The organism is Polaribacter filamentus, from assembly GCF_002943715.1.
GTDB lineage: Bacteria > Bacteroidota > Bacteroidia > Flavobacteriales > Flavobacteriaceae > Polaribacter > Polaribacter filamentus.
The window spans coordinates 2,165,853-2,178,470 of sequence record NZ_MQUA01000013.1; the positions used below are offsets into that span (position 1 = coordinate 2,165,853).

Annotated in this window: 17 protein-coding genes and 1 tRNA gene; all 18 read left to right on the forward strand. The window is 31.7% G+C overall.

The window, feature by feature from the left end; genetic code table 11:
* Window positions 1–87 precede the first annotated feature (87 nt).
* The 18 genes from BST83_RS11900 to BST83_RS11985 all read left to right on the forward strand — a co-directional run bounded on the left by BST83_RS11900 (window position 88) and on the right by BST83_RS11985 (window position 12,520).
* A complete protein-coding gene (locus BST83_RS11900; RefSeq protein ID WP_104809975.1) occupies window positions 88–711 on the forward strand; it encodes a flavin reductase family protein in 624 nt (207 codons plus the stop codon).
* 6 nt (window positions 712–717) lie between these two features.
* Window positions 718–2,139, forward strand: a complete 1,422-nt coding sequence (locus BST83_RS11905) for an SDR family oxidoreductase (RefSeq protein WP_104809976.1) — start codon at window positions 718–720, stop codon at window positions 2,137–2,139.
* Between the two features lie 2 nt (window positions 2,140–2,141).
* Window positions 2,142–2,282, forward strand: a complete 141-nt coding sequence (locus tag BST83_RS11910; RefSeq protein ID WP_104809977.1) for a DUF2256 domain-containing protein — start codon at window positions 2,142–2,144, stop codon at window positions 2,280–2,282.
* Window positions 2,252–3,562, forward strand: a complete 1,311-nt coding sequence (locus tag BST83_RS11915) for a DASH family cryptochrome (protein ID WP_104809978.1) — start codon at window positions 2,252–2,254, stop codon at window positions 3,560–3,562. Before BST83_RS11910 ends, BST83_RS11915 begins: the two co-directional genes overlap by 31 nt.
* 1 nt (window position 3,563) lies before the next feature.
* Complete coding sequence (locus tag BST83_RS11920; protein ID WP_104809979.1) at window positions 3,564–5,096, forward strand: cryptochrome/photolyase family protein; 1,533 nt, start codon at window positions 3,564–3,566, stop codon at window positions 5,094–5,096.
* Window positions 5,086–6,576 (forward strand): cryptochrome/deoxyribodipyrimidine photo-lyase family protein, encoded by a 1,491-nt coding sequence (locus tag BST83_RS11925; RefSeq protein WP_104809980.1) that lies wholly within the window; start codon window positions 5,086–5,088, stop codon window positions 6,574–6,576. Before BST83_RS11920 ends, BST83_RS11925 begins: the two co-directional genes overlap by 11 nt.
* A gap of 95 nt (window positions 6,577–6,671) precedes the next feature.
* Entirely contained in the window at window positions 6,672–7,106 is a 435-nt protein-coding gene (locus tag BST83_RS11930) for a hypothetical protein (RefSeq protein WP_104809981.1), read from the forward strand.
* A gap of 9 nt (window positions 7,107–7,115) precedes the next feature.
* Entirely contained in the window at window positions 7,116–7,391 is a 276-nt protein-coding gene (locus tag BST83_RS11935) for a TIGR03643 family protein (protein WP_104809982.1), read from the forward strand.
* Between the two features lie 57 nt (window positions 7,392–7,448).
* Entirely contained in the window at window positions 7,449–8,141 is a 693-nt protein-coding gene (folE, locus tag BST83_RS11940) for a GTP cyclohydrolase I FolE (RefSeq protein WP_104809983.1), read from the forward strand.
* Between the two features lie 3 nt (window positions 8,142–8,144).
* On the forward strand, window positions 8,145–8,372 hold the full coding sequence (locus BST83_RS11945) for a hypothetical protein (RefSeq protein WP_104809984.1): 228 nt from the start codon (window positions 8,145–8,147) through the stop codon (window positions 8,370–8,372).
* 77 nt (window positions 8,373–8,449) lie between these two features.
* Window positions 8,450–8,665: a hypothetical protein gene (locus BST83_RS11950; RefSeq protein WP_104810861.1), complete on the forward strand. Its 216-nt coding sequence runs from the start codon at window positions 8,450–8,452 to the stop codon at window positions 8,663–8,665.
* 6 nt (window positions 8,666–8,671) lie between these two features.
* Complete coding sequence (locus BST83_RS11955; RefSeq protein ID WP_104809985.1) at window positions 8,672–9,355, forward strand: SDR family NAD(P)-dependent oxidoreductase; 684 nt, start codon at window positions 8,672–8,674, stop codon at window positions 9,353–9,355.
* A gap of 17 nt (window positions 9,356–9,372) precedes the next feature.
* Window positions 9,373–9,843, forward strand: coding sequence for a glutathione peroxidase (locus tag BST83_RS11960; RefSeq protein WP_104809986.1), 471 nt, complete (start codon window positions 9,373–9,375; stop codon window positions 9,841–9,843).
* Between the two features lie 6 nt (window positions 9,844–9,849).
* Window positions 9,850–10,020: a Lacal_2735 family protein gene (locus BST83_RS11965; protein ID WP_104809987.1), complete on the forward strand. Its 171-nt coding sequence runs from the start codon at window positions 9,850–9,852 to the stop codon at window positions 10,018–10,020.
* Window positions 10,020–10,481, forward strand: coding sequence for a TspO/MBR family protein (locus BST83_RS11970; protein WP_104809988.1), 462 nt, complete (start codon window positions 10,020–10,022; stop codon window positions 10,479–10,481). The genes BST83_RS11965 and BST83_RS11970 overlap by 1 nt, the downstream gene beginning before the upstream one ends.
* Before the next feature lies 1 nt (window position 10,482).
* Window positions 10,483–10,950 carry an SRPBCC family protein gene (locus BST83_RS11975; protein ID WP_104809989.1) on the forward strand — a complete coding sequence of 156 codons (468 nt, stop codon included), beginning with the start codon at window positions 10,483–10,485 and terminating at the stop codon, window positions 10,948–10,950.
* A gap of 109 nt (window positions 10,951–11,059) precedes the next feature.
* Window positions 11,060–12,367 (forward strand): cryptochrome/photolyase family protein, encoded by a 1,308-nt coding sequence (locus BST83_RS11980; protein ID WP_104809990.1) that lies wholly within the window; start codon window positions 11,060–11,062, stop codon window positions 12,365–12,367.
* 79 nt (window positions 12,368–12,446) lie between these two features.
* Window positions 12,447–12,520 (forward strand) — tRNA-Thr (locus BST83_RS11985).
* Window positions 12,521–12,618 lie beyond the last annotated feature (98 nt).

Genomic DNA, 12,618 nt, shown 5'->3' on the forward strand with positions numbered 1-12,618 from the left:
TCAGTTTTAACGATACCTTGTGTTTAACTTACGATGTAATTTGTTAAACAATTTGTATCTTTGTTTGTATATATTAAAAACAAAACCATGCATTTTTTTAATCATACAGACATCCAAAGTCTCGATAAAATATACAAAATCAACTTAATAAACAGTTGCTCAGGCTTTAAGTCGGCCAATTTATTAGGCTCCATTTCTGCTGATGGCGTTGCAAACGTAGCCGTTTTTAGCTCCGTTACGCATCTAGGGTCGAATCCGCCAACATTAGGTTTTATTTTAAGACCCACCACAGTGCCCAGAGATACTTATAAAAATATTAAAGAATCGGGAATCTTTACTATAAATCATATTTGGGAAGACATAATAGAAGATGCGCATCATACATCTGCAAAATATCCTACAGACGTTTCTGAATTTGATATGACGAATTTAGAATCAGAATTTAAAGGAAAATTTAAGGCTCCTTTTGTCAAAAATGCGCCCGTACAAATGAGCATGAAATTTATTGAAGAAATTTATGTACCTTCAAACGATGTGATGCTAATTGTTGCTCAAATTGAGGAATTGTATGTAAAAGACGAATTGTTGCAAGACGATGGATTGATCAATTTATCGGTTGGTAACGTAGCTGCTATTAATGGTTTAGACACGTATGCTATTCCTAAATTCAAGAAGCAACTTACATATCAACGACCAAAAAAAACTAAATAAAACTTAATGAAAATTCTCGTAACAGGTGCAACTGGCTATATTGGCAAACGTTTAATTCCGTTATTATTACAAGATGGCCATACAATTGTGTGTCCTGTTAGAGATAAAAAAAGGGCTCAGAATTATTACAAGGATCAAAAAAATGTAGAACTTGTTGAAGCCGATTTTTTAAGCGGCCCCTCATTAGAGGCAATTCCAAAAGATATTGATCTAGCGTATTATTTGATACATTCCATGTCTAATTCGGCAAAAGAATTCCATATTTTAGAAGAAAAATGTGCGTTTAATTTTAAACGATTTACAGAACAAACTTCGATACGACAAGTTATTTATTTAAGCGGAATTACGAATGACACAAAGCTATCTAAGCACTTACTTTCTAGAAAAAATGTTGAAAAAACTTTGGCATCAAAAAAATATTCCTTAACCACTTTTAAGGCAGGCATTATTGTAGGTTCTGGAAGTTCATCCTTTGAAATTATAAGGGATATTGTAGAAAAATTACCATTTATGATTACTCCGAAATGGTTAAACACAAAAACGCAACCCCTATCAATTAGAGATGTGTTGTCGTTTTTACATAATGCCTTAGACAAAAAAGAATTATTCAATACTTCGTATGATATTTTTGGTCCTGAAATAATGACCTATAAAACGATGTTATTGCAATTTGCAGAAGTACGAAAACTAAAAAGATGGATTGTTACAATCCCTGTAATGACTCCCGGATTGTCTTCATATTGGCTGTATTTTGTTACCTCAACTTCTTACAAATTAGCACGCACTTTAGTAAATTCTATGGGCGTAGAAGTTATTGGTATCAAAAGTGATATCAATCAAATACTAGACGTACACCCAATGACCTATAAGGAAGCCGTAGAATTGGCTTTCAAGAAAATTGAGCAAAATAGTATTATTTCTAGTTGGAAAGATTCTTATGTAAGCAGTGGGAAATTAAAAAATTATGTACATGAGTTTATAAATGTTCCAGAATATGGTTGCTTTAGAGATTTCAAAAAAAGAAAAGTTAAAAATAAAGAAGTTACTTTAAATCGAATTTGGGCAATTGGTGGTGAAACCGGATGGTATTACGGCACATTTCTATGGAAAATTCGTGGAATTGTAGATCAGTTTTTTGGCGGTGCAGGTTTACGAAGAGGAAGAAGACATCCGTCTGAATTAAATTCTGGTGATGCCCTAGATTTTTGGCGCGTAATATATGCGGATAGAGAGAAGGGCAAACTACTACTCTATGCAGAAATGATTTTACCCGGCGAAGCTTGGTTAGAATTTAGAATTGAAGACGGCATTTTATATCAAACGGCCACTTTTAGACCTCATGGTTTGGCTGGCAGATTGTATTGGTATTCTGTGATGCCTTTTCATTGGTTTGTTTTTAACGGAATGATTAACAACATAAACAAGTAATTTTGAAAAAAGAAAACCTTCCAACAAAAATTTGTCTTGTATGCGAACGCCCTTATACATGGCGCAAAAAATGGGAAAAAAATTGGGAAAACGTAAAATATTGTAGCGAAAAATGCAGGAGAAACAAAACAACACCAGTTTAATATGGTTTCGTAATAATTTACGAACTCTAGATAATATAGCACTCAATAACGCCGCTGAAAAGCATAGAAAAGTAATTGCTGTGTATTTTTTTGATCCTAAATTTTTTAAAGAGGATGCATTCGGTTTTCAAAAAACAGCAAAGTTTAGAGCAAAATTCCTTATCGAAACCATTACAGATTTAAAAAGAAATTTAGCTACTTTAAATATTACGCTTCTCACCTATTTTGATGCACCAGAAAATAAAATTTCTTTTTTGTGTGATGAATTTTCAGTGGATGCGATATATACTCAAAGAGAATGGACACGAGAAGAACTTGACACCAATGAATTGATAAAAAAAACATTGTCTGACGATGTGAAATTTATTGACGATTATGATCAGTTTTTATACCATCCAGAAACCGTTTCTAAGAATTTTAGCAATATTCCGGATGTGTTTACACAATTTAGAAAAAAATTAGAAAAGTATGTTGAAATTCAAGAGGAAGTTTACACCTCGAAATTAGCATCCTCTAATATCATTGAAAATAATACCGTAATTCCTTCGCTTTCAACTTTAGGTTTTGAAGATTTTGAAATGCATCCAAAATCTGCTTTTCCATTTTTAGGCGGAGAATCAGAAGCTTTAAAAAGATTGAATTATTATCTATTTGAAAGTAAAAAAGTTGGATTTTATAAAGAAACAAGAAACGGTTTAGTGGGTAGAGATTACTCAACAAAATTTTCTCCTTGGTTGGCAAACGGAAGTTTATCCGCAAAAACTATTTATTGGAAAATGAAAGCATACGAAAAGGAATTTGGCGCAAATGACTCTACCTATTGGGTTATTTTTGAATTAATTTGGAGAGATTATTTTAAATATATTTCTTTAAAACATGATGCTAAAATCTTTAAAATTGGCGGAATTCTCCATAAAAAGTACCATTGGAATACTGATAAAAAAATTGTACAGCAATGGATTAACGGAGAAACTAAAGACGATTTTGTAAATGCAAACATGATCGAATTTAAAGAAACTGGCTGGATGAGCAATAGAGGAAGACAAAATGTGGCTTCCTATTTTGCAAAAGAATTGTTATTAGATTGGCGCATTGGTGCTGCTTATTTCGAATCTATGTTGTTAGATTATGATGTGCACAGCAATTACGGGAACTGGATGTATGTTGCCGGAGTTGGCAATGACCCACGAGATCGAAAATTTAATACACAATTTCAAGCCGAGCGTTATGATGCCGCTTATAAATTTAGAAAATTATGGTTGGTAAAAACATTATTTTAAGATGAAAAAATTACGCTTAATTTTAGGAGATCAATTAAATAGTGAACATTCTTGGTTTTCAAAAACTGATGAAAATGTAATCTACTGTTTGTTTGAAATGCGTCAAGAAACTGATTATGTAACGCATCACATTCAAAAAGTGGTTGGTTTTTTTGCTGCGATGAGAAACCTTGCCGAAGAATTAAAAGCAGCAAATCATACCGTTATTTATTTTGATATTAATGACACAAAAAATACACAAAGTTTAGTAGAAAATTTAGCGCTTTTAATTGAAGAAAATAACATCGAGAAATTTGAATACTTAGCTCCGGATGAATATCGGTTAGACGCGCAGTTAAGCCAATTTTCTAAGAGTTTAAAAATTAAATCTGAGGTGTATTCAACAGAACATTTTTATACAGAAAGAACAGATTTAAAAACTTTTTTTAAAGGGAAAAAGCAATTTTTGATGGAGAATTTTTATCGACAAATGCGTAAAAAACATCAAATATTAATGATTGATCAACAGCCAGAAGGCGGTAAATGGAATTTTGATGCGAGCAATCGAAAAAAATGGAAAGGAGATGCTTTAATTCCGCAAGAAATTAGTTTTGACAACAATGTTTCTGCTATTATTTCTGATATAGATAAAGCTGGAGTAAAAACGATTGGAAACATCAATGCTACTTATTTTGAATATCCTATTTCTAGAAAGCAATCTTTAGTTCAATTAGACTATTTCTGCGAGCATTTATTGGTTCATTTTGGTGACTATCAAGATGCGATGCACACAGATAAGATATATCTTTTTCATAGCAGAATTTCTTTTGCGATGAATACAAAAATGATTTCGCCAAAAGAAGTAGTTGATATGGTTTTAGAAACCTATAGAAAGCAAGAAGATGACATTGATATATCGCAAGTTGAAGGTTTTATAAGACAAATTTTAGGTTGGCGAGAATACATGAGAGGCATGTATTGGATGCTTATGCCAGATTATAAAAAAGAAAACTTTCTTGGTAATAAAAACAAATTACCAGACTTCTTTTGGACAGGGGAAACGAAAATGAATTGTGTAAAAAATGCAGTTCATAATTCTCTGAATAATGGCTACGCACACCACATTCAACGATTAATGATTACCGGTAATTTTGCGCTTTTGGCACAAGTACATCCAGATGAAATTGATGCTTGGTATTTAGGTATATATGTAGATGCTATTGAATGGGTTCAGTTGCCAAATACCCGCGGAATGAGTCAGTTTGCAGATGGCGGAAAAATAGCTACAAAACCTTATGTTTCTAGCGGAAGCTACATCAGTAAAATGAGTAATTATTGCGATGCGTGTGTGTATAAGAAAGCGAAGAAATTTGAAGATGACGCGTGTCCGTTTAATACTTTGTATTGGAATTTCTTAGACGAAAAACAAGCACAATTGGCATCCAACTTTAGAATGAAAATGATGTACAGCGTTTTAAACAAAATGTCATCCGAAGATAGATCGAAAATTAAAGAGAAAGCAAATCATATAATAGAAAATTTAGATGAATATTAACAGAGAAGAAATACATGTAGTTTGGTTAAAACGTGATTTACGTTTACAAGATAATGAGGCAATTTACAATGCTTTGCAATCTAACGAGCGCACTCTTTTCTTATATGTTTTCGAAAATTCTTTACTAGAAGACCCACATTATAATGAGCGTCATTGGAACTTTATAAAAGAATCTATTAGAGATCTTAATGAAGATTTAAAAAATTACAATACTAAAATTCTATGTGTTCAAACAGAGGTTGTGAACGCATTTAATCAATTGTTAGACACTTATAAAATAAATGGCGTTTTTTCTCATCAAGAAACGGGTTTATTAATTACCTATAATAGAGACAAAGATTTTACCAGATATTGCAGAAATAATTCTATAAATTGGATTGAAAATAAGAATAACGCTGTTTTAAGAGGATTGTTAAACAGAGAAGATTGGTTTGATAAATGGGAAGATTATATGACCCAAAATCTAATTAAAAACGAACTGAAATCAGAAAAATTTATTTCTTTTAATGAAATTACTGCACTAGAAAAATATTTTCAAATTGTAGATTTAGAAACTCCGAAAAAAGCTGTTTTTCAAAAAGGAGGTTCAAAAATGGGTTGGAGATATGCCAATAGTTTTTTTGATAAACGACATGAAAAATACATGTTTAACATTTCAAAGCCAGCATTGGCAAGAGAAAGTTGCAGTCGATTATCGCCTTATATTGCTTGGGGAAATGTTTCTATTCGTCAAATTTATCAAAAAGCGTGTGACGTAAAAGACGCAGAAAACTCGAAACCTTTAGGTGCATTTGTTTCGAGATTGCGCTGGCAAGCACATTTTATTCAGAAGTTTGAAATGGAACACACCATGGAAAACGTGAGTCTGAATAAAGGATATCAGAAATTAAAAAAGAGCATATCCGAAGAATATCAAAAAGCTTGGGAAGCAGGAAATACGGGTTTCCCCTTAATTGATGCAAGTATGCGTTGTTTAATAGAAACTGGATATTTAAATTTTAGAATGCGCGCCATGTTGATTTCTTTTTTTACCCATATTTTATGGCAGCCTTGGCAAGCAGCCTCACAACATTTGTCAAAATTATTTTTAGATTTTGAACCTGGTATTCATTTTCCACAATTGCAAATGGGTTCTGGCGAAACAGGTATAAATACACTGCGTATTTACAATCCTATAAAAAATAGTTTAGAGCATGATGCAGATGCTACTTTTATAAAAAAATGGTGTCCAGAATTGGCTAATTTACCAGTTCCGTTTATACACGAACCTTATATTATGACTCCCTTAGATGAATTATTTAACGATTTCAAACTAGGCGAAAATTACCCAAATACCATTGTAGAAATCAAATCTGCAAGAAAAAGGGCGAGCGACATCCTTTGGGAACTAAAAAAAGATAAAGCTGTAATTGCAGAAAATAAACGAATCTTAAAAAAGCACACCATTTCTGAAAGAAATAGAATGCTAAAAAATAGCTAATCACCTCAATATCAAAAGTTATAATATTTTGTTAAACTTTGTTTAACTATTACCACATAAGGTTAAACATATTATTATTTTTTGTATATTTGTATGTGATTTATAATACAACATATAAAAACAAAGATGCAGAAACTACCATTAATGATTTAATTGGTAAGCGTTACACTTTTATTGAATCCATCAAACTAAAAGGAACTGGATCCAAGAGAATGATGATAGAAGATGTTAGCACCGGCTTTAAAAAAATCATCAATGCGGTGAATGACATCAACTACGGAAACATTGAGATCCGAAGTAAAGGAATTTTAGTTCATATTAATAAAGGATTAAGCAATTACAGCTGGGCAATTCCGTTTTATCAATTGCACATTTATAAAACGAATGGTTATAGTATTCATGCTCATGGAAATTTTGTTCGCTTTAAAACGAATACCCTTTATTTAGAAAATAAAAGATTTCTTGACAGAATTTCACAGTTAAAAGCTGAAAACGAAGAAAATTATTCATTTTATGAAGCTTTCAATTAAAAACTATTTATGATAGAATTAGATAGCATAGCAATAGATAGAATTATAGAAATGGCTTGGGAAGACCGGACTACTTTTGAAGCAATAAAACTTCAATTTGGTTTGAAAGAACAAGAAGTTATCGATTTAATGAGAAAAGAAATGAAGTTAAAAAGCTTCAAAATGTGGAGAAAACGAGTGCAAGGAAGAAAAACCAAGCACGCAAAATTAAGAGTATTTGAAAAAGGAACATTCAGATGCTCAAGACAAAGAACAATATCAAATAACTCTATATCCAAAAGATAAAACGTGCTTTGCTTTTAAGTTTAGGGTACTTAATGACAGCACATTAAAAAGAACAAAATGATTACAGACAAATTAATGAAAAGAGAAACACAAGGATTTAACAGTTTATCATTTGATGAAATTGGAGATGACCACCTATTTACTGGTTTAGAAACCCCGATGAAACCAAATGCATTTGACATTTCTGATGAAGTAAAAAAGGAGAAAATTGCACATCTTTTTTCACAAATTATGGATGTCATGGGCTTAGACTTAACTGATGATTCGCTGCAAGGAACTCCAAAAAGGGTTGCAAAAATGTATATTGATGAAATCTTTTCTGGCTTAAACCCTGCAAATAAACCAAAGGTTGCTTTATTTAATAATAAATACCAATACAACCAAATGTTGGTTGAAAAAAATATCACGTTTTATTCAAATTGCGAGCATCATTTTGTGCCAATTATCGGAAAAGCACATGTTGCTTATATCTCATCAGGAAAAGTAATTGGTTTGTCAAAAATAAATAGAATAGTACAGTATTATGCAAAAAGACCACAAGTGCAAGAGCGCTTAACAAATCAAATTACAGAGGAATTAAAAGCAATTTTAGAGACAGAAAACGTTGCTGTGATTATAGATGCTAAACATTTATGTGTGTCATCTAGAGGTGTAAAAGACGATACATCTTCTACAGTAACTTCTTATTTTGGTGGTGTTTTTAACACACCAGAAAAAATAGCAGAATTACAAAACACTTTAAATTATTAGGCCATGGAATTAATTAAAAAAGCATTAGAGTTCGAAAATAGAAAAATGAGATTTCCAACAACTAGCGATCGCATTTTGGCTTCAAGAGAAGCAAAATCTTTAATTTTGAGCTTAAACGAGATTTACAAAGAGAATAAAGACAAAAAAATAATGGACATTATGAAGCGCTTAACGTCTGTAAAACAAAGAATTGAAAAACGATTAAAAGGAAAACCACTTACAGCCTCTTAAAAAACTAAAATTTATCTTGATTTTCTAAGTTTTATAATTACATTCACAGATTGGTAAAATTTAGGAAAAAACAAGAAATGAATTTAATTGAAAGAGCTATAGAGTTTGAGAACAGAAAATTCTCATTCAAAACAACTAGCGACAGAATCTTAGCATCTAGAGAAGTAAAAGCACTTATTCTAGAACTTAATGAAGTTTATAAATCAGATAAAGATCCAGAAATGATGGATCTAATGAAGCGCCTAACCGCTGTAAAACAGAAAATAGAAAAGCGCTTGAAAGGAAGACCGTAAAAGTATATGAAGAAAATAGTAGTAATTGGAGGTAGTAAAGGAATTGGAAGTGCAATCGTTAAATCTTTGGTTGAGACCAACCAAGTAGTTAATATAAGTAGGTCAGTTCCGCTACTTTCTCATACAAATCTTACTCATTTTTCTTGCGACATACTTAGCGACGAATTGCCTGAAATTGATGAAATAGATTCTCTTATTTACTGTCCAGGAAGCATCAATTTAAAACCCATATCTAGATTAAGTTTAGATGATTTTAGAACAGATTATGAGATTAATGTTATTTCCGCTGTAAAAGCGATTCAACATTTTTTACCTGCTCTAAAAAAGGGCAATAATCCGTCTATTTTATTATTTAGTACCGTTGCAGCTAAATTAGGCATGCCTTTTCACGCAAGTGTAGCCGCTGCAAAATCAGCAGTAGAAGGTCTAGCAAAATCTTTGGGTGCAGAATTAGCCCCAACCATTAGAGTTAACGCAATTGCACCAACTGTTACAGATACAGATTTGGCATCAAAATTATTGAGAAACGAAAGAATGATTGAGAGCATTACGGAACGTCATCCTCTTAAAAAGTTCTTAGCTCCGCAAGAAGTGGCAGACATGGCTACTTTTTTAATTTCTGATAAAGCGCGTTCTATTTCTGGTCAAATCTTTGAACTGGATTGCGGAATTGTAAGCTTCAAAATCTAACCTTAATCCTCAAACAAATGAATCTTTACGATATTAAAATTGATAGTTTGCAAGGCAACCCTATAAAACTATCTGACTTTAAAAATAAATACATCCTATTTGTAAATGTTGCTTCTAAATGCGGATTTACACCTCAGTACGAAGATTTAGAAACTTTAAGCGCGACGTATAAAGACAACTTAGTTGTTATCGGAGTTCCTTGCAATCAGTTTGGAAAACAAGAACCAGGAAATGCAGATGAAATTCAAGAATTTTGCCAAGTAAACTACGGTGTTTCTTTTTTAATGACCGAAAAAATTGACGTAAAAGGAGACCATCAGCACCCTTTATATACGTGGCTTACTAGCAAAGAAATGAATGATAAGAAAAGCTCTTCAGTAAAATGGAACTTTCAAAAATACTTTGTGGATACAGAAGGTAATTTGATTGATTATTATTTCTCACTCACAAAACCATTAAGTACAAAAATTACAAAATACTTAAAATAAAAAAATATGTTTAATTTATTTAAAAAGAAATCTGAAGTTGACAAACTACAAGATTCTTATAAAAAATTAATGGAAGAAGCTTATAAACTACAATCTGTTAATAGAAGCGATAGTGATCAAAAATATTTTGAAGCGGATGCCATTCTGAAAAAGATAGAAGAAATTCAATCAAAATAATGAAACAACTTCGTTTAACCATTTTATTTTTAATACTCAATTTTGGTGGTTTAGCAATTGGAAGTTGGTTAATGGATAATGGACCTTTAACAGATTGGTATACGAATTTAAATCAAGCGCCTTGGACGCCGCCAGGAATTGTATTTGGCATTGCTTGGACTTTGATAATGAGTTGTTTTTCGATCTATTTAGGGAAACTATTTTTAGACAACAATTCTCAAAAGAATACAATTATTTTTCTAATTCAGTTTATTTTAAACGTAAGTTGGAACTTTATTTTCTTTAATCAGCATTTAGTTTTAGTTGGCTTCATAACAATTACGCTGTTGACCTCACTCCTATTTATCTATTTCTTTAAATTCAGTGAAAAAGTAGGTAATTATAAATATTTACTTTTACCTTATATGATTTGGCTGTGCATTGCAACGTCTTTAAATCTATATATTTTAGTTCATAATTAACATGAAAATATACACCCTTCATAAAACACAAAAATTACCAATCACCTTAGATCAAGCTTGGGACTTTTTGTCAAATCCGAAAAACTTAAAAATAATTACGCCAGATTATATGAGCTTCAATATTATTTCTACTATTGACAGACCTTTATACACGGGCCAAATTATACAATATATTGTTACCCCAATTCTTGGAATAAAAACAAAATGGGTTTCAGAAATTACACATATAGAAGACAAAAAATATTTTGTTGATGAGCAAATGTACGGACCTTATGCATTGTGGCATCACAAACATTTTATCAAAGAAATTGACGGTGGCGTAGAAATGGAAGACATTATTGACTATAAAGTTCCGCTAGGAATTTTAGGACAATTCATACATCCTTTTATAGTAAAACCAAAATTAGAGGAAATTTTTGCGTACAGACAAAAAAAATTACTAGAACTTTTCGGAGCGTATAAAAAATAAAAAACTATTATTTTTGCCATAAATTCAAGAGTTCAAAATCTTTTTGAAGATTTAAAATTTTTGAATTTGTGGTATTCTTATTTTTAAAAACAAACTAAAAATAAAAGACATGAAAACAGCAATAAACATTTTTTGGTTTAGAAGAGATTTACGTCTAGACGATAATTGTGGATTATTCAAGGCACTTTCTTCGGATAAAAAAGTACTTCCTATTTTTATTTTTGATGAAGACATTCTAAATAAATTACCAAAAGACGACTCCCGTGTTTCGTTTCTTCATCAGGAATTAGAAAATATTCAAGAGCAGCTTTTAAAAATTAATAGCAGCCTTTCCGTTTTTCATGGCAAACCAATGGAAATTTTCAAAGATCTATCAGAAAAATATAGCATCGATACTGTTTTTACAAATCACGATTATGAGCCGTATGCAATTAAAAGAGATTTGGAAATTACAGATTTATTAGAATCAAAAAATAGCAGTTTTAAAACATTTAAAGATCAAGTAATTTTTGAACGAGATGAAATTGTCAAAAAAGACGGAACGGCGTATAAAGTATACACACCCTATTCAAAAAAATGGTTAGAAGCTTTTCAACTTCAAGGAATACAATTTTTTCGTTCGGAAGAAAAGTTAGAAAATTTCATCAAAAATGAAACTCATCAATTTTTATCCTTAGAAGATATTGGCTTCACAGCATCTTCTATCAAAGTAGCCTCTTATAAAATAGACGCTCCTTTAATTGATACCTACCAAGAAACCAGAAATTTCCCTGCAAAGAATAGCACTTCAAAACTAGGAACTCATTTACGTTTCGGGACCGTCAGCGTCAGAAAAATGGTTGATAAAGCATCAAAAAGCAGTAATAGTACTTTTTTAAAAGAGTTGATTTGGCGAGAGTTTTTTATGCAAATATTATGGCATTTTCCGCATACTACAAAAGAGAGCTTTAAGCCACAATACGATAGAATATTATGGCGAAATAACGAAGAGGAATTCAAGGCTTGGTGTCAAGGAAAAACTGGATATCCACTCGTAGATGCGGGCATGCGGGAATTAAACCAAACAGGTTTTATGCACAATAGAGTACGTATGTTGGTTGGTAGTTTTTTATGCAAACATTTATTGATCGATTGGAGATGGGGCGAAGCTTATTTTGCGGAAAAATTGCACGATTACGAGCAAGCTAGTAATATTGGCAATTGGCAATGGGTGGCAGGCACAGGTGTTGACGCATCACCTTATTTCAGAATATTTAATCCAACCACCCAGATTCTTAAATTTGATAAAAAGTTAGAATACATCAACAAATGGGTTCCAGATTTTCAAGAATTGACATATTCTAAGGAGATTGTAGATCATAAAATAGCGCGAGAACGCTGTTTAAAAACCTATAAAGCCGCTTTGCAAGAATTTTAAATTCTTTTGTTTAAAAAAAAAGCATTTTTATCTTGCTAAACTTCAGTTTTAGTATTTAATTTGCGCACTTAAAATAAAAGCCGATGTAGCTCAGCTGGCTAGAGCAGCTGATTTGTAATCAGCAGGTCGTGGGTTCGAGTCCCTCTATCGGCTCAAATACTAAAAGTCTCAAAAAATTAATTTTTTGAGACTTTTTTTTTGTAGATAATCGGATAAAAACTCTGCAATTTCATATTAGAAAATGTAACTAA